This window comes from Butyrivibrio sp., from assembly GCF_015056685.1.
Lineage (GTDB): Bacteria > Bacillota > Clostridia > Lachnospirales > Lachnospiraceae > Butyrivibrio.
Genome location: NZ_SVFW01000013.1, coordinates 60,159 through 81,177, shown reverse-complemented (window position 1 = coordinate 81,177; position 21,019 = coordinate 60,159). Strand labels below are relative to the sequence as shown.

15 protein-coding genes, 1 tRNA gene and 1 riboswitch are annotated in these 21,019 nt (G+C 39.6%); of the genes, 2 read left to right on the top strand and 14 right to left on the bottom strand.

Translation table 11 applies throughout. The features are described 5' to 3' along the window. Positions 1 to 548 precede the first annotated feature (548 nt). The 7 genes from E7303_RS06625 to E7303_RS06595 form a co-directional block, all read right to left on the bottom strand. Complete coding sequence (locus tag E7303_RS06625) at positions 549 to 1,067, bottom strand: CarD family transcriptional regulator (RefSeq protein ID WP_292144418.1); 519 nt, start codon at positions 1,065 to 1,067, stop codon at positions 549 to 551. 196 nt (positions 1,068 to 1,263) lie between these two features. Next, positions 1,264 to 1,806 carry a GNAT family N-acetyltransferase gene (locus E7303_RS06620; protein ID WP_292144417.1) on the bottom strand — a complete coding sequence of 181 codons (543 nt, stop codon included), beginning with the start codon at positions 1,804 to 1,806 and terminating at the stop codon, positions 1,264 to 1,266. Between the two features lies 1 nt (position 1,807). Then, entirely contained in the window at positions 1,808 to 2,245 is a 438-nt protein-coding gene (locus tag E7303_RS06615; protein WP_292144416.1) for a hypothetical protein, read from the bottom strand. Between the two features lie 2 nt (positions 2,246 to 2,247). Next, complete coding sequence (locus E7303_RS06610) at positions 2,248 to 4,167, bottom strand: EAL domain-containing protein (protein ID WP_292144414.1); 1,920 nt, start codon at positions 4,165 to 4,167, stop codon at positions 2,248 to 2,250. A 23-nt stretch (positions 4,168 to 4,190) separates the two neighbouring features. Beyond that, positions 4,191 to 6,476: a hypothetical protein gene (locus tag E7303_RS06605; RefSeq protein WP_292144413.1), complete on the bottom strand. Its 2,286-nt coding sequence runs from the start codon at positions 6,474 to 6,476 to the stop codon at positions 4,191 to 4,193. A gap of 118 nt (positions 6,477 to 6,594) precedes the next feature. Beyond that, the gene (locus E7303_RS06600) at positions 6,595 to 7,899 is read right to left on the bottom strand and encodes an alpha-amylase family glycosyl hydrolase (RefSeq protein ID WP_292144412.1); all 1,305 of its coding nucleotides are present in this window, start codon (positions 7,897 to 7,899) and stop codon (positions 6,595 to 6,597) included. 4 nt (positions 7,900 to 7,903) lie between these two features. Further along, the gene (locus E7303_RS06595; protein ID WP_292144411.1) at positions 7,904 to 8,842 is read right to left on the bottom strand and encodes a phosphatase PAP2 family protein; all 939 of its coding nucleotides are present in this window, start codon (positions 8,840 to 8,842) and stop codon (positions 7,904 to 7,906) included. A gap of 233 nt (positions 8,843 to 9,075) precedes the next feature. Here E7303_RS06595 and E7303_RS06590 point away from each other — a divergent pair. Further along, positions 9,076 to 9,149 (top strand) — tRNA-Met (locus E7303_RS06590). An 88-nt stretch (positions 9,150 to 9,237) separates the two neighbouring features. On the opposite strand, the gene E7303_RS06585 is transcribed toward E7303_RS06590, so the two are convergent. Beyond that, positions 9,238 to 10,656, bottom strand: coding sequence for a hypothetical protein (locus tag E7303_RS06585; protein ID WP_292144410.1), 1,419 nt, complete (start codon positions 10,654 to 10,656; stop codon positions 9,238 to 9,240). A 69-nt stretch (positions 10,657 to 10,725) separates the two neighbouring features. Next, positions 10,726 to 10,800: riboswitch (cyclic di-GMP riboswitch) on the bottom strand. A gap of 276 nt (positions 10,801 to 11,076) precedes the next feature. Between E7303_RS06585 and E7303_RS06580 the strand changes: the two genes are divergently transcribed. Next, the gene (locus tag E7303_RS06580; protein ID WP_292144409.1) at positions 11,077 to 11,298 is read left to right on the top strand and encodes a hypothetical protein; all 222 of its coding nucleotides are present in this window, start codon (positions 11,077 to 11,079) and stop codon (positions 11,296 to 11,298) included. A gap of 238 nt (positions 11,299 to 11,536) precedes the next feature. Here E7303_RS06580 and E7303_RS06575 read toward each other — a convergent pair whose 3' ends face one another. The 6 genes from E7303_RS06575 to argS form a co-directional block, all read right to left on the bottom strand. Continuing rightward, entirely contained in the window at positions 11,537 to 12,016 is a 480-nt protein-coding gene (locus E7303_RS06575) for a hypothetical protein (RefSeq protein WP_292144407.1), read from the bottom strand. A gap of 170 nt (positions 12,017 to 12,186) precedes the next feature. Continuing rightward, a complete protein-coding gene (locus E7303_RS06570) occupies positions 12,187 to 14,232 on the bottom strand; it encodes a SpoIIE family protein phosphatase (protein WP_292144406.1) in 2,046 nt (681 codons plus the stop codon). A 50-nt stretch (positions 14,233 to 14,282) separates the two neighbouring features. Continuing rightward, positions 14,283 to 15,146 (bottom strand): DegV family protein, encoded by an 864-nt coding sequence (locus E7303_RS06565; RefSeq protein WP_292144405.1) that lies wholly within the window; start codon positions 15,144 to 15,146, stop codon positions 14,283 to 14,285. Positions 15,147 to 15,226: 80 nt separating this feature from the next. Beyond that, positions 15,227 to 17,725: a bifunctional diguanylate cyclase/phosphodiesterase gene (locus E7303_RS06560; protein ID WP_292144404.1), complete on the bottom strand. Its 2,499-nt coding sequence runs from the start codon at positions 17,723 to 17,725 to the stop codon at positions 15,227 to 15,229. Positions 17,726 to 17,834: 109 nt separating this feature from the next. After that, a complete protein-coding gene (locus E7303_RS06555) occupies positions 17,835 to 19,175 on the bottom strand; it encodes an MATE family efflux transporter (protein ID WP_292144403.1) in 1,341 nt (446 codons plus the stop codon). 15 nt (positions 19,176 to 19,190) lie between these two features. Continuing rightward, positions 19,191 to 20,960, bottom strand: a complete 1,770-nt coding sequence (argS, locus tag E7303_RS06550) for an arginine--tRNA ligase (RefSeq protein ID WP_292144402.1) — start codon at positions 20,958 to 20,960, stop codon at positions 19,191 to 19,193. Positions 20,961 to 21,019 lie beyond the last annotated feature (59 nt).

Here is a 21,019-nt window from a genome sequence, read left to right as displayed (position 1 = left end):
AAAGAATACTTAGACATAAAAATACCGACCTCCAAAAGTTAGATTTTTGGGTCTAACTTTTGGGGGTCGGTACAAAAAGCTATTTAGGTCATGTTTCTAAGTAATAGCATATATCCATGCAGGCGTATCCTCGTATGTTACAATAAATCAATTATCACAGTAAAATGAGCATATAGCCCTACACATCCTTGAAAGTAGCCACCCCTGCTGTTCTCGGAGTCAGAGCCTGAGGCGCTTGTACCCAGCCACACCGAAGGTGCTTGCCATTGACGGGTTCTGGGGAAAACGCTAAAATGCCGAATCCGACGGTGCATGAATCTAACTACTGTTCCCATCATCCTCACCGTCGGCACGCAGAACAAGGCGTTTTCCTCAGGCTCAGTCAATGGTGGCGTACTCAGCCGCAATCTAAACTTTTCTTATGATGAAAGTATTGTTTCCAATACGTATGTTTATCATCATGTGATCTGGTCTATAAAGGATGATCTGATAACTAAAGAATGCTTGCTCCATCGGAGAAAGCATTATGTACGAAAAAAGAGACTGCATCATGCAGTCTCTAGTGGTAAATGTGATAGTTCCTCGATTACGCGGCTCTTTACGACATCCTTTTCTGTCTTCAGTGCAAAAGCCATTTCTGTAAAAAGAAGTTTCTCAGCGATATTAAGGTACTTTTCATTAAGAGCAGCGAATTTCTTGCCCTCTGCCTCACGCATCGCCTTGATCTTGTGAAGTGTCTTTACAAGGCTCATCATCTCTTCCACAACGTTACGCTTGATGACACTTGTGATGGCCGGTTCAGCCTTTTTACCCTCAAGTAGTTCAATCTCCGGTGTATCCTCGATATCATCTATAAGTCCCATAGCTTCGTCAGCGCTCATAACATCTCGAACCTTATCCTCAGCTCCGTCAACCGGAACATAAAGGACACTGCCCGCATCTACAGCAGAAATCATCATGTAATATTCTTTTTCATTTCCCCTCTCAAGAAACGACGGTACGAGAATCTCTCGAACCTTACATAAACCATGACTACCGTAAATAACGCACTCTCCTACATTTAACATATTGTTCCTCCTTCTAAAAAAACAACCTGCTGTATCTGTCTGAAAGCGCTTTCATCTATGGACTTTTTTAAAGTGCCTTTGGCACTTTTCGAACGTGACTAAATTATAACATATTATTACAAATTTTGTAATAGTTAATCGTTTTAAAATTTTGATAATTTTGTGTCTTTTTTATGTGCGATTCTCAGTATCTATGCTATATGCGCTCAGTTGCGTACATCACATTCACGTACTCTTTTCTAGTTTCCTCAAGCATTGGAATGTACGTTTTATCGTTTATTGTATAGGGCACAAATCCACACTTTTCCTGAACTCTTTTTGACTGTTCATTTCCATCAAAATAGCAGCAAAAGATGCGTTTTAGTCTTATATCTTCAAATCCATGTCTTATTATCTCTTTTGCCGCTTCCGGAGCTATTCCTCTTCCCCAAAAAGGCACTCCGACCCAATATCCCAGTTCAGCATCACCTTCCAAAAGAGGTCTCTCCTTGCTTCCCGTAAGTGTAAGACCTATGCTCCCAACCGGTTCATTATTGCCGCCTTTAAGGCAGATGGCATACACTTCTTTTTTATTAAAAATAGTCCTTATCACTGCCCTGCTATAGCCCACGCTTTCATGGGGCAGCCACCCGGCAGAAAGGCCTATTCTCTCGTCACTTGCAAGCCTAAAAAGGCTGGCAGCGTCGCTATCCTGCCAGCCTCTAAGTATCAATCTGTTTGTCTCAAGTATTATTCCCATTTTAATGACTCATGTAATTGAAACCGGTTTTTTCAGTGAACACATCAAAAGCTTTCTTGAACAGGATAAAATATGCCTCTTCCTTATACTGTGCGTCATGCGCAAGGAAAAAGATAACTTTTCCGCTCTTTATATCCCACTCGATATCATGCTGAGGGTCAAGTGCATCTATATCCTTAAAAGAAAGGCCATACTTTTCTTTACAGAAATCGTCCTTATTTTCCATATCCATCGTAGCTTCGATAATATTGGATTTTATCTTTAAAAGATTATCAAGCTGTTCAAGCATGATCTGATGAACAATATTCAGGGATGTAATCTCATAGCCCACAAGACGCATGTCGGAAATGATCCTGTGAAAATCAACATTAGTATGTTCAAAAGGATCTATCCTGTTCTCACCATAACAAAAAACCGCATCATATAACGCCTCGTTCATAATCATTCTCCTTTCATGCTCGGCTCAAAAAGCCCTTTTTGTGTGTTCAAAAACTCTATGTATTCTTTTTCAGGAATAGGCCTTGAATAATAAAATCCCTGCAAATACTCAACTCCGTTATCTATCAGGATCTTTGCCTGCTCCATTGTCTCAACACCTTCAGCCAGAATATGAAGTCCGTACTCCTTCAGGAAATTTATGGTATACTGAAGCATTTTCAGGTTTTCAGGCCTTTCCTTATCAAGGCAGTTCCATATGAATTCCTTATCCATTTTTACCAGGATATAATCCATCTTTAGTATTTCAAGGAGATTTGAGTACCCCGATCCAAAGTCATCCATCGAGAAGGTGCTTCCCATTTCCTTGAGCCTTCTGACATTTTCTCTGAAGGCCTCATCATTATTTATGTAAGCAGTCTCTGTTATCTCAAAGTTGATAAATTTAGGTGGAATGTGATACTTTTCCATTTTCCGGCTAAGTCTTTCAAAGGCCTGGTGATCAACAACTTCATTGCCTGAAAGGTTAACCTCAATAGTCTTTACTCCAAAGCTTGAAATATTTTCTTTTGCAATGAAAGAACATACTTTTTCAAACACCAGATCATCAATCTGCTGGATAAGGCCACATTTCTCAGCTATTGGAATAAAATCTTCAGGAGAAATATAATTAGCCGAATCAGGCCTCTTAAGTCTTACCAGCGCTTCTGCTGATGAAAAAGCTCCGTCTTTAACCGAAAGGATTGGCTGGTAATAAACTTCGAAAGCCTTGTTTCTTACCGACTCTCTTACCACATCCTCGATAGTGTTTCTGTACCTCATCTTATCGATGACACTCTCATCGATTACCAAATTCGGTGCTGACTGTTTGTAGATATATTCTCCGGAAACATATGTCAGGATCTGAAGAGCCTCATTGGCATCTTTTGCACACTTAAGAGCATCTATTACAGCAAAGGTAAGTTTATAATTACCACCATCCACTTTGTAATTGTTAATGATAGTCATAAACTCTTCTATCTTTTCAGGAGAAACAACCACAAAGCTCAATGTGTTCCAGTTTGGGAGATAACCGTCAACATCAAGCTTATCCTGAACAAGCTCAGCTACATTGGCCTGAAGTTTATAGAGCTCATCTCTGTTGGCTGCAGTCTGAACACTTGTCTTTCCGGTAAAAATGACAGAGACAATGAAAAACGGCTTCTCGAGTCCATACTTCTCCAAAAGATACATTGTGAAGGCATCCTTATTTTTTACATTAGGAAGTGCCCTCTCAAACAGTTCCTTAGGATTCTCAATGACTAAAAATACCACAAGAGCCATGACCATCATGGCTATGGAAGACACCTGAATTCCCTTTGTATAATACTGGTATGCCGCAAGGAAAAGCCATGCTAATGCTCCTGAAAAAAGAGCTATAAACTCTTCTCGCCTAAGACGTTTTCTATGAACCACAAGACCTACCACCATGGAAAGTAGGTAAAAGAAGCCTATGGAATAACAAACTATTACCATAGTTCCATAGTTGTAATAAAAGCCTGTCTGAGTCCTTCCATACCTTGCTTTTCCAGTAAGTATCGAAATCAATCCGACCACAAGCGGGATAGATGGTATTGCGCTCATCCTTGCAGATATGCTTCTTCTGATAGTTACTTTCGAACAGACGTATAATGTCATCACATATGTACATGTCAAAAGAGATCCTATATAAAAATTCTGAACACCGCGCCTTAAGACATTGTACGAACCTCCAAGATATACAAATACATAGCATTCTGCTATCTCAGAGAGAATATTTATAAAAGCCATCATGAGGAAGACAAAAAAGACACGCGATGAACTAAGCTGCGGTCTTGTCCTGCGCAGGTAAATGATGATCAATATAGAAAGTACTATAATTGCAACAATAGGTGTACGTATTTCCATACATTGATTATAATATAGTTTCTTTACAACAACAACTTATTTGCTTTTACAACCTTGGTATAAAACAAGGCAAGTGGCAAAAATCCCTGTGCAAAAGCCTTAGGTGCTCCGCTGCCAACAACTACAGTATCTTCAATAATTTTTTTCTGCCCCAGACTATATCCTGCTGATGCCATATGTTTTTTGAATGTCTTTATTCCCTTATCCAGATATGAAACATCCCCTGTAAGTTCATAGGCAATAGCCATAGCTTCAAGAAGCAGCGGATTATTTCCATTTCTGGCAAGACTTGGAAGCTCTTTGTAGTAGAAAAGTCCATAAGGATTCATCTGATTCTCTACTATATCGTCTATAGCGCCCAGGATCATCTCTTTTAACTTATCCGAAGGGAAAACTCTGTAATAGCGCATAAGCGAACCGACAGCAACAGAGATCATAAAGCCAACTCTGATGGTTGTATTGTCAGTATATGGTGCAAGCCAGTGCCCGTACTTCTTGTTCCATTCATCAAACTGAGAAACGATCCATTCGCACTTTTCTATCCAGCTCTCATCATGGGTTTCAATATACAGCGCAGACAAGCTTCTAAGGGCCCAGCCGGTCTCTCTGGCACTGCTCTCTCCCGGAGTCTTGAACATCGGAGTATCAAGGAGTTTTTGAACATTTTTACCTATCCCTATTGCCGTTTCAAGGGCTCTTTCATCACCTGTGAAATGATAATAGTCCAACAGGCCTTCTACCCATTCATGGCTGCAGGCCAGAACGCCGGTGCATCCATTCCCTTCTTTTGAGCCTCCGGTATGGCCATTTATATGTTCCCACTGCCCGCCGATCTGTAGATCGTCCTTGCTGTAATGACAAACATCCACATCCATCCAGTGCATAGCTGCCACATTGGCGTAGTCCAGAAATCTCCTTATTCCACTCCTTGCGTACATCATATACATTGCATGAGGATAATCGTACTCGTTATTGGTCCAGACAAGCCTTCCGCCTCCGCGGCCCTGGCTGGTATATCCCGGATCAGGCCCATCTCCCCAGTTAAGCATTCCATAGCAGCGCACATGATTATCTGCCTTGTCGATAAGCGCAAGTTCATAGTCATCTACTTTTTTATCTTCAGGTAAAAAGATATCCGGCATGATCCCAGCCTGTTCAAAGACCTCAGGATCAAGCAAAGGTGTGTCCGGCATCTGATAAACAAGGCTTCTGTTATTTATCTCATACACATCCATATCCGCTTCATGAAAATGAAGTAAAATTCTTTGCTCTCTTGCCATTCCTGAGCTAAATACCACAGGTTCACTCTGTGACTTTGCTTTTGTCTCTTCCTGGTCAGGAATAAGAGAAATGCATATTCCGTCAGCTGACGCCTTTACTGCTTTTGGAAAGTTCTGCTGTGCCTGAAATACAGTTGCACATATTCCCATTCCTGAATCATAGCTTGTACAGTCAGCAAAAAAAGTCCCATAGAACACTTCTGCAAAATGCTCATTAGCTTCCTTTTCAAGCATCTCAGCCATGATCTGCAAAGAGACCTCTTCGCCCTCATTGCCAGTGGTAAAGCTGGTCTTATAGTTGGATTTTGCAACCATTGTTCTGATCTTGTCTTTTTTATCTTCAGGGCTGTTTTTTATTTCAAATGTAAGAGACTGAGGCTCAAAGTCTCCATCAGTGCAGTTAAAGAGTCTTATAGCGCACTCGATCCACGGTTTTCCAGCAGTTACATAGATCCTGAAGGTGAACTTTATCCCCTCGCCCGAAAGGTGTTTTTCTTTTTCTATAAATCTTCCGTTCGCCTCCAGTGCAGCGTATATTTCGCCCTCTTCAACTACTTTGAAATCATCAAAAACTGTTTCAAATTTTTCACCAGCTGCGCATAAAACAGGCCCTGAAAACCTCTCCCTGTCTATGTTTTTGCCCTGATAAATAAATTCTTCAAAAATATTATCTGTATTATTTTTTACCTTGAAGCTTAAAGCTCCATTGGAAACAGATATAAGGTCTTCATCTTTACTTATATCAATCTTCGAATCCAAATCAGCTTTTTTGCCTAAAAACTCAAGGTCAAAATCCTTATCTGCATTGCCCGGAAGATCAGCAAGAAACCTCGCAAAAACATATTTTACAGTCCCGTCGTCCCAGGTAGAAGTTATCTTAAACTGAGAAGGAATCGCTTCATCTTTATCCATAACGCACAAAGACTCATATTTTTCCAAAGAAACTTCACCCTTTGGAAACGGAATACCAAGCCCGCACAGTTCTTTTTTCCTATCATCCTTATAAAGCTTGTCAAAATGGATTTTCATGTTCTAAGCATCCTCCATATACTCTTTTGTTGTACTACATAAATAATATCTTATAAGCACTCTAAAAAAGTATTTTTGCTTGTGACATGGAGACTCAAAATATTATTTTTGTGTCTATTTAAACCTGGATAAGATACCCTGTGTAAGGAGGTATATCCAGTCCTCCGCCAAAATCAATTTCTTTTCCCGTTATCACATCTTCCCCCCTGCCGGCTCTTGCATTGAAATCAGCATGAAAACTATTTTCGTCAGCGTTTATCACGACTATCATCCTGTCTCCATCTGCCTCTCTTTCAAATATGCATTGCCTGTTAGTTAAAAGAAGTGACGAAAAGCCGCCGTAGCTGAGCGCCTTAGACCCTTCTCTTGCCTTACACAGCGCTGCGATCACATCTGTAAGCTCATTCCAGTTGGGGCTGTCAAAACATGGCCTTAAGGCCGGGTCTCCCTGAGATTTGTCAGCTTTTTCACCCCATTCACTTCCATAGTAGATCGTAGGAATACCAGGCATCCCGAACATTAGTATATAGATAAGCTTTAAATGCTCCGGTCTTGAAAGTGTGCTTGCAATCCTGCTCACATCGTGGTTGTCCACAAAAGACAGAAGGTGCTTTCCCTTATAAAGTGTCCAGTTTTCAGGTCCAAACTGCCTAAGGAGCGAATGGACTATTTCAAACATATTCATGCTGTTAAAGGAAGAATACATTCCCTTATAGCACTCATAATTAGTGGCACTGTGGCAGAGTTCATCAGACATAATGCGGTTATAGTCGCCGCCTATCATCTCGCCCATTAAAAAGAAATCTTCTTTCCAAGCTGTAGTTTCATGGCGGAGCCTTCTTAAGAAGTCAGTATCCACGCAATAGGCCACATCGAGTCTGAGTCCGTCTATTCCAAACTCATCGATCCAGAATTTAATGCTCTCCAAAAGATAATCCGTAACAGCAGGATTCTTAAGGTTGAGTTTTACCAGATCGTAGTTGCCTTCCCAGCCTTCATACCAGAATCCGTCGTTATAATTGCTGTTTCCGTCAAAGCTTATGTTAAACCAGTCTTTATAGGGGGAATCCCACTTCTTTTCCTTAACATCTTCAAAGCCAAAAAAGCCTCTGCCTGCATGGTTAAACACGCCATCAAGCACAACTCGTATTTTTTCCTTATGCAGTGCTTTGCAAACCTTCTTAAAATCAGCATTTGTCCCAAGGCGCACATCGATCTTTTTATAATCCCTAGTATTGTAGCCGTGAGTATCCGACTCAAACACCGGATTAAAAATAACTGCGCCCACACCAAGTTTTTTCAAATGAGGAATCCAGTCAATTACCTTTAATATTCTGTGTTCCAGCACACCGTCATTTTCAAAAGGTGCCCCGCAAAATCCAAGGGGATAGATCTGATAAAAAGATGTTTCATATGCCCACATGAGTTTACCTCCTAAACTTCTTTTCCAATCTGAAAACATAAGGGTATAAGCCAATAGCAGCAAAAGAAACCAAAAAGTATCTGATGCTTCTTACAAGTCCTGCAAGAAAAACTCCGGAATCCAAAAACTCCTTACTAAATGGAAGTTTTAAAAGAGTATTCACTGCAAAATAGATTGCAAAACCACCAATAATCCTTGTTATACAAAACAGCGGATTTCTGGTATTTTCAAAATTAACAAATTTCTTTTCAAATTCGATAGAAACAAAAAATCCGCCCATAAGACCTAAAGAAGTGAAATAGTCGCTGGTCTTACAATAAAAAAGTCCAAGGCATGAAATCAAAAAGATCACAATATAAACGATCCAGTGCTTCTTCTCATTTACCTTGCTGAAGATAAATGGAATAAAAAGAACGATCAAAAGACCTGAGAGCCATCCACAAATAACATCAGTTGGATAATGTACACCAACTGCCACTCTTGAAAAGCCAACCAGTAGCGGAATAACAAAAGCAAGTACAGTAAAAGCCTTTTTCTTTTTGTACATAGCTATCGAGCTATACGCTGTAACTGAGTTTGTAGAATGGCCACTGGGAAAAGAAAAGCCCTGCGCTGCAATGTCATAAAGATCAGCATCTTTTTCCACCGGTCTGAAGCACTTTATGGCCCCATGATCAAAATATGGTCTTCTCCTCCAGAAAATATTTTTGATAAGAGGATTAAGGACAAGTCCAACCATAACATTTATTCCAATATAGGTTCCATATTTCTTGTCATAGCACCAAAATATAAAGCCCAATATACCTATAAGCAACATTTCTTCGCCAAAAGCAGAGAAATGTGAAATTATTCCTGCTCCTTTTTCTCCCAAAACACTTTGGAGCCATTGCATAAATTCCACTTCAAAATCAAAATAAAATGATCTCCCAACAACTAAATTCATAAATTTTTTCCTCGTTCATTTCCAAATGATGTCTAAAGTGCAAACACAGCACTTTACTATATCTTAACACAATTAAAATTCGGTGTTTGGGTAACTTATGCTTGAATTAGCACAAATTAGAAATTTAAGAGATATTTTTCCAAGATTTTTTAAAAAATTATGTTGACAATACTGGTTAGTCTGAGGTATATTATACAAGTCGGTTGCGACAGGCAGTACAACAAAGCCCATATGGCGAGATAGCTCAGTTGGCTAGAGCACGCGGTTCATACCCGCGGTGTCGAGGGTTCGAATCCCCCTCTCGCTACTAAAAAAAGGAAAGCATTCATGCTTTCCTTTTTTGTTGTCCCCTAGGGCCATGGTCCTAGGGGACGGGGTTGTAGGACCATCGAATCTCACATTGCAAAAGCAACTGTTCCTAAGAATTCTGTACTTACCTGAACTTTGCCGTTTGTTACTACTGCATCATATGAATGAATTTCTCCTGTAACAGTTCTTACATATACAGTTACAGTCTTTCCTTCATAAGTTTTATCAAGAGTAAATGTATATTTAACAGGTACTTCAAGCTTTGTAAGGCTTACTCCTGCTGCATATGCTCTGATAAAGAGTGCACCTTCAATTGGAGTCTTTCCAGACTCTGTTATTACTGCATTAAGAGCCTGTGCATTCTTATCAAGTCCATTGTTTTCATTTCCGTTTCTATCAAGAGCAGGAACTATTGTTGCTGTTATCTTTGAGCCATTAGAAGAGCTTGCAGAACTTAAATCAACGGCAACGTTCATTGATTTTCCATTTGAATCTTTTACTGCTACAGTAGCCGCACCTGAACTATTTGATACAGCTGCAAAATAACCGTTTGAAATATCAGATGTATATACATTAGCATAGTCTGATGTAGTTGTTACCTTTGTTTCTGAAGAAGCAGAATCATTGTTATCTGATGATGCACCGCTTCCACTATTTGCATCTGGTGAAGTGCCACTTCCACTGTTTGTATCAGAAGGCACTGAGTCTGATGATGGCTTTGAACCGGCTGTAATTGTGACTTTACCTGTATATCCATCACCTTCAGATGAAGTTTTAATTCTTCCAACTTCTCCTAAATAAATATCTGTTCCATAATAACCCTGATTTAGAGTTGAACCATCTGAAGGGGAAGATATATAGCTACCATTAAGAGCGACAGTGCCTCCTACTGCAACTATGGGATACTGAGTTCCTACAGAAGAGTCCTTAGCTTCAGCAGTGACATTTGAATTGTTGATAACAACATTATGATTTCCGTATTCGCCCTGAGCATGAGAAGAAATCTGTTCATCATTACCGGCTGCAATTGTATCTGTACTTGTTACATTTGAATCAGTGATGATAACATCTCCAGCTGTTCCTTTACCGTCTTTTCCGCCGTTTATGCCATCAGCTGATACTGTTGAGTCTGTTATCTTTACATTTCCATCAGCAGAAATAGAGCCACCTGTGGTAATATTAGCATTATTAATTGTTAAATCAGCACTTGTTGAAGAATCAGATGTACTAACTTCAATATTTCCGGAAACCGTAACATTATCATTTGTTGTAATAGTGATATCATTATCCGCCACGACATTACCATTTACGTCATTTGTTAAAGTAAGTGTGCTGTCGTCTGAACTCCAAGTAAAGCCTGCCCCACTTGAAGTTTCATCATTAAATACATTAGTTGTTTCACCAACATACCCTGATGATCCTGCATAAGCAATTATCGGAGAACCGATGAGACTTGCTGCAACAAGCCCACTCAAAATTTTTGCTGCTACTAAATGTCCTTTCATTAAAACACCTCCATGAATTGAATAAAAAAATACTGCTTACCATAAAGACAAGCAGTTTCCCGACTAAAAAAATGCAACTGGCTGTCTCATAAAGACCCTATAGCTTTGCGTCACCGGATTGCTCCGGCTTTGCTAATGTATTAACAGCATAGCGTATAAGATATCTATAAAAACATGATAACGTTAGCTATAGCTAATTTTCATTAATAACAGATTATTCTCCTGTTGTAAAGGATTTTTCATATAAAAAAGGTACAGAACCAAAAATACATATATATATAAGATATGTTCATTTTTCAAGAGCTTTGCGGGCAAAAAGAACAAAATGCAGGTTTTTACCCATGGGTTAGTGAATGATTTGGGTAAAGAAAATAAAGAGAGGATTTTTACCCGAGAATTATTGGACAAGCTTGGGCAAATATGAAAATAATGATAGATTTACCCAATGATTATTTGATACCCCGGGTAAAAGTCAGAGAAAATCAAATATTGCCCATGGGCACTAATAAAACACGGGTAAAAGGTCGGATAATTAAAAAATTGCCCGTAGGTAGAAAAGTAGCCGCCCTACTGTTTCTGGATTCAGAGCCTGAGGCAGAAAAAAAAGCCACACCGCAGGTGCTTGCCCTTTACTGGTTCTGATGGAAACGCTACAATGCTGTGTCCGATGGTGAGTGAAAATCTACTGTTCCCATCATCCTCACCGTCGGTAAGGTAGAGACGGCGTTTTCATCAGGTTCAGTCAAGGGTGGCGTACGCAACCGATTCACTTACAACCATACAAAATTTGAATTCTTTTGCTTGTAATAATACTTACGCACACATAAAGGGATAGTATTTTGACGTAAGCGAAATGCTACATTTGCATTTCGCTTTTTGATCATCCCACCTTCTTAAGTACCATTTCATTTGACCATGTATAACTCTCTGTGTTTGATTTTCTTCCAAGATAACGTTTTGTCGTGAAAAGTACAAACTGAACACTTCCACAGATCAAAAGCTCTATCGCCGAAAACGCAAGGGCAAAGCCCTGTTCTCCAACGCAAAGCTCTCTAATCATCCCAATCACAACTATAGCTATAGATAATGATGATAATGAAAAAAGAATATTCACTTTAACTCTGCTTACTGCAGAGAGAGTCGACATAATGCATAGGAACACGAGCAGGCTTCCATTTAAAGCAAGAGCACTTCCGTGAATAAAAGCATCTATCATAATATTTGTTATGAATAGCTCACTGCTAAAGCTAAGAGCACTTGATACAACCATAGCCATTCCAAATATCAGTTCTGCAAGACCAAGCATCATAAATGCTAAAGTTATATCGTTAATTTTCCTCATTCGAACAATCTTTTTCATACTAATCTCCCATTCTCTTCCATTTTTTAGTTCCAATAGTTTATACGAACTAAAATCAAGAAAAGCAAAAAATCTATATTTAGTATAGACAGGATTTCGTACGAAAACGATTAAGAATCTATAAAATAAAGTAAATATTTAATTATGTTTATTAAGTAAAAATACTATATCTAGTGATCACGCAAACTCTTTAACTCAAAACCAAGCATTGTAATATCATCAAATTGCTCAGCTTTTCCTCTAAAGTTTGCAATATCCTGAGAAATTGCCGGTAAAACTTCTGTAAACGGTTTGTCTTTTACCGAATTGATAGTAGTAAGAAGCCTGTCAGTGCCATACTGGACAATATCTTCATTGATTGCCTCAGGAATACCGTCCGTATAAACAAATACCTTATCTCCGGGCACCAGTGTTATCTCATATTCCCTTGCCTGCAGGTTCTCCATTGCTGCAAGAGCCAGGCTGTGTTTATCCTTAAACAGCTCATAATCGCCACCGGCGTGTTTGATAAGAGGATACTCATGACCGGCGTTGGCGCACTTCATAACACCTGTAGCCACATCCAAAATTCCGATCCACACAGTTACAAACATCTCTGCATCATTTCCATCACAAAGTGTATTGTTGGTCTTAAAAATAATCTCAGCAGGGCTCTTGCCAAGCTCCGCAAAGCTTCTGATGGCTGTCTTACTTCTCATCATAAACAAAGCCGCAGGGATTCCTTTTCCTGAAACATCAGCAATTACAAAAGCAATTTTCCCGGGACCGGCAAAAAAGAAATCATAGAAGTCACCACCGACCTCTTTTGCCGCCTTCATGGAAGCAAATATCTCGATATTATCCTTCATAGTAGCGAACTGGAAGTTTCTTGGCAAAGATGATTCCTGTATAGTTCTCGCAAAGATAAGCTCCTGTTCTATCCTCTTTTCCGCAGCATCTATGTATCCTTTCAGGGTTTCAACTGTCTGATTGATATCGTCTGAAAGTGAAGCAAACTCTGATGAGTTTCTTACCTGAACAACTTCATCAAGATCGCCATTTGTTATCTTATCAAGGGAAGCATTGATAAGATCGATATTGCTGATAACTATCTGCTTTACCAAAAATGCGATCAGTACATAGATAACAGTAAACAAAAGAATATCTGCAAGGGCAGCTTCGTAGGCCTGGGCATTTCTGTACCAATAGAGCTCACTGTAAGGTATATATGTCAAAAGAAGCATATCAACGCCAATGCCGTCAACCTTATTAAGTGACATCTCTTCAAAGAACTGTCCTTCAAAGAGTTCCGCATCCTTTTTTTCTAAAAGAGCATTAAGAACGTCTTCGCTAAGCTTACCTTCTTTATGCTTTCCGGCAATGATATCGCCGTCTGCATCTATGATTTCAAAGAATTCATTTCCTTCAGCGGTAAGTCTTTTTGATACTTCAAGATATCTGTTCTTTACGCTCTGAGAAGTCTCTATTATGCTATTTCTGCCATTTTGAGAAGCAGACTGAGTCTGGATAATGTAAGAAAAGGCAAAATTGCCGGCAATAACAATTGTGGTTATCAAAAAGAGCCAGCGCTGAAATCTCTGGGAAACAGATACTTTCTCTCCTGTCATATCCTTAAGAGGATTCTTCCATTCACCGGATCGAATCTGAAGAATAATTGACATAAGTGAAAGGGATATTCCAGAGAATACTATCATTGGCCCGGCACAGAGGCTTACTACATGAAATGCCATTCTCATATCATCTCTGTGAGTTATGAAAACCACGTACATATGGAAAACTTCCATAACAGCGCCCATGAACAGAGCATATACAGGAGAAGGCTTTTTTCCTTCAAATACTTTTGAATGCATAAGCCAGGCAACAAAACCGGCAAGGCAGGTAGATACGCTACAGGCTATTCGGGTGTATGAGCCAACACCGAAATATGTTCCGGCAATATATCTTTCTATTCCGCCGATAAGACCTGCAATGATACCTGAAGCAGGGTTAAAAAAAAGTCCCGCTGCAAGTGGAGCGACATCTCTGAGATTAAGAAGCATGTCTCCATAATCCACAGCGCAATGCGTAGATAGTACAGAACACATACCATAGATAAGTCCAAGAGACAGCTTTATGATAAAAGTCTGTCTCCTGTCCTTTAGAAGTTTCCACAGGAACACCGTCAGCGCAACATAAAGTGCCGTTATTCCTGACATTTTCATCAACATAAGAATCATATAAGCAAATCCCCTCATAGATAATACATACATGATCAACAAGGATTATTTTATCTTTCTTTCCCCCAGAAAAAAAGTCCAAGCATTCCAGGTCCCACATGGGCTCCTGAAAAAGGTTCATGCTGACAGATCGTGATCTCAGCCTTTGGATTTATCTCTTTTACCATCTCAGAAAGCTTAACTGCATCATCGTAGCAATCGCCGTGAGAAATGCACACGATGTTGTCTTCAGTTTCCATCCTCTTTTCAGAGTACTTAGCAGCTATAGCACTTATAGCATTTTTCCTGCCTCTTACTTTGCTGCAGGAAATAATGTGACCTGTGCTGTCGCCAAAAAGAATCGGTTTAATATTAAGGATTGTCCCGATACTTGCAGTTACTCCGCTTACTCGTCCTGTATTCTTTAGGAAATTAAGATCATCAACTGTAAAGTACTGGCATGCATGAGGCACAGCATCATCCAGAATCTGCGCTGCCTCTTTGCAGCTCTTGCCCTCTTTTGAAAGCTTCGCAGCCTTAATTGCTAAAATACCGCTTCCAAATCCGCAGCCCTTCGAATCAACTATATGGATAAATCTGTCAGGAAATTCTTCCATAAGTTCATCAGCGGCATTAATAGCAGCATTGTAAGTTCCGCTTATACCTGCTGCCATAGCTATATATACAATATCCTGTCCATTCTCCAGTACAGGTCTGAAATGTTCCAAAAAAAGATGTGTATTTAAAAGCGATGTTTTCACTTTATCGCCATTCTTAAGTCCCTCATAAAAAGAATGAGCATCAAATTCCTCAACATCTCCCTCATACACAACCTCAGTTCCGTTTAACATATAACTACACGGCAATATAGTTATCCCCTCAGACATTTTCCCCGGAAGGTTTGCCGACCCATCCGTAAATACAACAAAAGACATACTAGCTCCTCGTAAAAAAAAATTATTGTAAACTTTATTATACCATGAATAAGGCATAAATGCGCGTTTTTCTCCCATTTCTATTTCTTTACTTCAAAAGAAATTGCCTCATTCGGATCAAGTGGCTTACTGAAATAATACCCTTGTATAGTATCAGCTCCATAATTGCGAAGCTTCTCATACTGCCACTCATACTCCACTCCCTCTATGGTTATAGTCTTGCCCATATCGTGAACAAGCTTTATAACATCCTCAATAAAGCTATCCTTGCCATCAATCAAATAAGCGTCTACCAATGATTTATCAAGCTTTATGTCATCTACAGGGACATAGATAAGATAAGCAAGTGATGAATAGCCGGTTCCGAAATCATCGAGAAGAGTTTTAATTCCCAGTCTCTTCAGACCTTCGAACAGGTCGTCAGTCTGTATTGAGTTTTCCAAAAGAAGACTCTCGGTAAACTCGATCTGAAGGTACTTTGGATCTACATCATAGATATCCAATAGTTCTTTTAAGAAAGAAACATATCCAATATCATGTATCTGCTTACTTGAGAAGTTAATTGATACAGGATATATCTTTTTCCCCTGTGCCATCCATTCAGATAACTGTTTAACTACCATAAGCGTGACATGTCTGCCAAGTCTTGTGATCCACCCGCTCTTTTCAACCACAGGGATAAAAAGATTTGGTTCATATAATCCATCTTTCATTCTGATGAGCGCTTCAAAGCCCACAAGCTCCTTCGCTTCAGCTGAAACCTTTGGCTGATATTTCATATAAAAGCCGTCTTTTTCCATGGCCTTTATAAACTGCGTCTTTATTTTTTCCTCGTTGTTTACCTTATCTTTCATCACGTCAGCATATACGAATATCATGCCTCTTCCGCGTTCTTTTGCTTCATACATTGCAATCTCAGCATTTATAATATGCTGCTCGGGATATGAAAGGCCATCCGAATTGGAAATACCCATGCTGGCTGAAAGAACAATATTTATCCCGTTTGAGGTAAAAGACTGTGAAAAGAGCTTTTTCAGATCACATATCTTCTTAGAATTCTCATCAAGCCTTTCTGAAGGACAATAGATCAAAAATTCATCACCGCCATACCTTCCCAGAGTCATTCCGTTGGAGTGACAAAAACTCTGCAGATGATCAGCTATAGTTTTAAGAATTTTGTCTCCTGCTTCATGTCCATAATTTTCATTAACATCTTTAAAGCCATCTATATCGAGCATTATTATCGAATAGACCTGATTCATTGTCACATTGTCATTGAGGTACTCAACCATAGCTCGCCTGTTAAATACATCAAGGAACTCGTCGTGCTGGGCCTGATATTGCAATTTGTAACGAGAATTTTCTATTTCCTCTTTTGAATCTCTAAGCGCCTTATTTACTTTTTTCTCATTTTTAAGAGCCGCATACATTGCAGCGATAAATAGTACCATTGATGAGATCATCAGCAATGCTACCGGAAGTATTTCACTATAGTTATCAAAAAAAGTCTTAGGTCTGTCTATATATATAGTGTCTTTTGGCAGATTATCTATAGGGATTCCATACTCCATTACAAGAGGATAATTGTATTCAGTCATGCTTGGAGTATCCAGGATCAAACTATACTCCGAAATCTCTACATCATGATTTAAAACATCACACATGATCTGCGCAGCATTATGAGTCTGAACCCTGAAATCCATAAAGGTTCCACCCAAAACTCCCGCGTCTCTTCCTCCGGAATAATTTCTAAATATAGGAACAGTCACATTGTTGACAATAGTTCTTGTTCTGTTGAGCATAGAATAACTGGTTCCGTACTTGTCATTATAACAAGTCATATAAAACAATATTGAGTTTTTAGGCAGATTCTGGAGACTTCGTATGAGCTCCTCCTGGGAAAGTGTGGAACTGTCTATATCTATAAAAGTATAATCAGGATACTTATCAGCTAATGAATAAAATATATTCATATCTGCTATTCCCGCCGCAGATTCATCATGAAGAGCGACGAGATTTTTTCTGTCAGGCAGGCTTTCCACTGCAGTTTCCATAGTCTCCTGCAGATAGTCTTTTTCAAAAAAACCTGCTACCATAGGATTGCGACTTGCTTCCTCAGCAAATTGCAAATCATTTATTCCATAAAACACCAGAGGCATTCCGTCAAAGAGTTCCTTTTGATACCTAAGCGCAAACCTAAGGGCATCATCATCACCTACAAGAACACCCTCATATGTTTTATCCCTGAGGAACCTATCCTTGAAGTAATCATGGAAGGTCTCAATATCTTCCTCGGTACCAAATTTCTTTGTATTCATATAAACCGTGTCAAATTCTATTCCATTGGGATATAATCCCTCTTTAAGGCCTATTTCCTGATCTTCAAATGTAAAATACGTAGGTTCGTAGGAGCTTAGAACTAACACCTTATGCTTTACTTCTGAAGGAATCTGCGGCAGACGACTGAATGCACTTTGCTGCATATGTTGTCCGAGCATGCCAAAAGCTGCAATAAGACAAACCACTCCCATTGCAGCTAATATATACCTTAAATAAAAAAGATAGTTCCTTCTTTTCATGCGGTTTTACCTAAAAATGCTATCGAAAAAGTGACTATCTTAATTATATTTCTATTCATTATCAAATTGAATTAAAATTGTATAAAATCTCGAATACAAAATTATTGGATCACGCAACAACCTTGTGGATCCAGTTTCCACGCCTGAATCTTATGGTAAAAATAACACCTCTTATAGCCCAGTCAGCAAACATTCCAATCCACACGCCAATAGCACCAACTCCCACAACTCTGATAAGGAATGTAGCAAGTGTAACTCTGCAAAGCCACATGGTAAGTGTTGCTACTATCATCGAAAACTTAACATCTCCCGCAGCTCTTAAAGCATATGGGATAACAAATGATGGTGACCACAAAATAGGCTTAGCGATCGTGATCCATCCAAGCATGTATATACACAGGCTCGCGCTTTCAGGGGTCATTCCCGCAAGGTAAGTCACTGGTCTTGCGATCGCATAAGCAAAAAGACAGCTACTCAAAATAGCTATGTAACCCCAAAGGATCATCTTCTTGGTATAGTAAACAGCCTCATCTTTCCTGCCTGCACCAAGACACTGGCCAACTATCGTCATAAGTCCTATTCCTACGCCTATTCCAGCAACACCATTTACATTCTCAAAAATATTGGTCATAGACTGAGCTGCAATAGCTGTTGTTCCCAAAATAGATACAGAAGACTGGATCGCCAGCTTACCAAACTGGAACATAGAATTCTCTATACCATTAGGAATACCCATGGCAAGAACTCTGTGAATCTTGTCTTTATCAGGCCTGATCGACAGATAATCTCTTATGCTGATCTCCAGGTCTTTATTCCTTAGAAATATCAAAAGAACTACCGCTGAAAAGATTCTGGACAACATAGTAGCAAGAGCTGCGCCATATACACCAAGTCCAAAGCCCCAGATCAAAATGGCATTACCTGTTACATTAAGAATGTTGGATACTATAGCTACATTCATTGGAAGTCTTGTATTGGCCTGTGCCCTGAATATCGCACTACCAGCAGCTGCCAACGCAACTCCGGGGTAAGACAGAATTGTAAGGAAGAAATAAACACCTGCCGCTTCCATTACATCAGCTTCAACAGTTCCAAATACGAGTTTTAACAATGGCATTCTGAAGATAAGGCCAAAGATCATCAAAAGAACTGAAATAAATGTAGATACTAAGATAACCTGCCTTGCAGCTTCTGAAGCTCTTTTTATATCCTTCTGTCCAATATATGTGGAGCAGATAATGACGCCGCCTGTAGCCATGGCATTAAAAGCTTGCACCACAAGGTTATTGATGGAGTCTACAAGTGAAACTCCCGAAAGAGCTGCTGCTCCAACGTTACTAACCATCATGGAATCAGCCATTCCCATAAGGGAGTTTAAGAATTGTTCAGCTATAATAGGAATCAGCAACAGAAGAAGCTTTCTGTTGCTGAACATATGGTTATTATTCATACTATTCCTCTATTATTACATGCGCTCAGGTGCGTCAAATCCTAAAAGATCGATACCTGTTTCGAGGACCTTAAGAGTGATAACAAGGAGTGCAATGTAGCTTTCCTTCTTGTTCTCATCTGTTTCAGCAAGGATCTTTGTTCCATGATAGAAACTGTTAAATGCATTTGAAAGGTCATAAATATATGCACAGATCCTATTTGGAGCAAGGTCTCTTGCAGCGCTTTCTGCTGCATCTGCAAATCTTGTAAGCTGAAGCATAAGGTTCTTCATATCATCGCTGTCAGGCTTATCAAGCTTAGCTTCCTTAGCACTCTTTCCTTCTGCCTCGTACTTTTTAAGAATAGACTTGATACGAACGATAGTGTAAAGGATATAAGGGCCTGTATCTCCCTCAAATGAAGTAAACTTCTCAACATCGAAGATATAATCCTTGGATGGCTGGTTAGAAAGATCGCCATACTTGATTGCTGAAAGAGCAACCTTGTGAGCTGTATCACGAGCTTCTTCATCAGAAATATCCAGGTTTCCTTCCTTGATTCTTGTGTACATCTTCTCATCAATCTCAGCTATGAGATTTTCAAGACGCATAACTCCGCCATCTCTTGTCTTAAATGGCTTGCCATCGCTTCCATTCATTGTACCAAAGCCTACAAAATGAAGCTCTGTCTCAGGCATAACGAGTTTTGTCTTTCTTGCGCAGCGGAATACCTGCTCAAAATAAAGCTCCTGCCTTTTATCAACCACATAGATAAGTCCCTGTGGATGGAACTCTTCCATACGCTGCTTGATAGTAGCAAGATCAGTTGTATTGTAAAGAGAAGCTCCATCAGACTTAAGGATCATGCATGGAGGAACCTCTTTTGTATCAGTCTCTTTTGCAACATCAACAACCAGCGCTCCCTGACTGAGGTATGCATACTTGTGCTGCTTCATGTAGTCTACCATTCCCGGTATAACGTCATGAACGTCAGACTCACCTCTCCAGAGATCAAAGTTTACATTAAGTTTTTTATAGTTCTGTTTAAGATCGGCAACAGATACGTTCAAAATATGGTGCCAAAGAGCTCTGTATGGCTTGTAGCCATCCTGTAAAAGCTTTGTGGCCTCCATAGCTGCGGCCTTAAATGCCTCATCCTCTTTTGACTTCTTGCTGGCTGCAGGATATATCTCTTCAAGTTCACTGACAGTGAAAGGAGCTTCCTTAGGATATGCACCTTCATAATCAGGATCAAAATAGCAAAGGTCAGGTTTTCTCTCTTTGAGGCCTGTGATAACAAGTCCCATCTGAAGTCCCCAGTCACCAAGATGAATATCGCCTATTACCTTGTAACCGTTGTATTTCAAGATTCTCTTTATACTCTCACCTATAACTGCTGAACGAAGGTGTCCTACATGAAGAGGCTTTGCAACGTTTGGTCCGCCGTAATCAAGCATAAATGTAGGCTCATGTCCCGGAAGAGTTACTCCCATGTGCTTCTCATGGAGCATTCTTACAATGTAGCCTCTTACAAAATCTCCGCTTACAGTGATGTTAAGAAAGCCCGGTTTAACAGACTCTACTTTTTCAAACATTTCATTTCCCTGGAGCTTTTCGGCTACAGCATCAGAGATCATAAAAGGAGCCTTGCCATACTTTTTGGCACCGGCCATTGCACCATTACACTGGTATTCGCACAGATCAGGTCTGTTGGATATAGTTACCTTTCCAAGTTCCCTGTCATATCCTGCTGCTTCAAAAGCATCAGAAACCTCTTTTGATATGAGTTCAAGTACTTTTTCCAAAACTTACCCTTCTTTCTATAATAAAAAAATAATCATAATTTAAAATCAGACTAATGAAT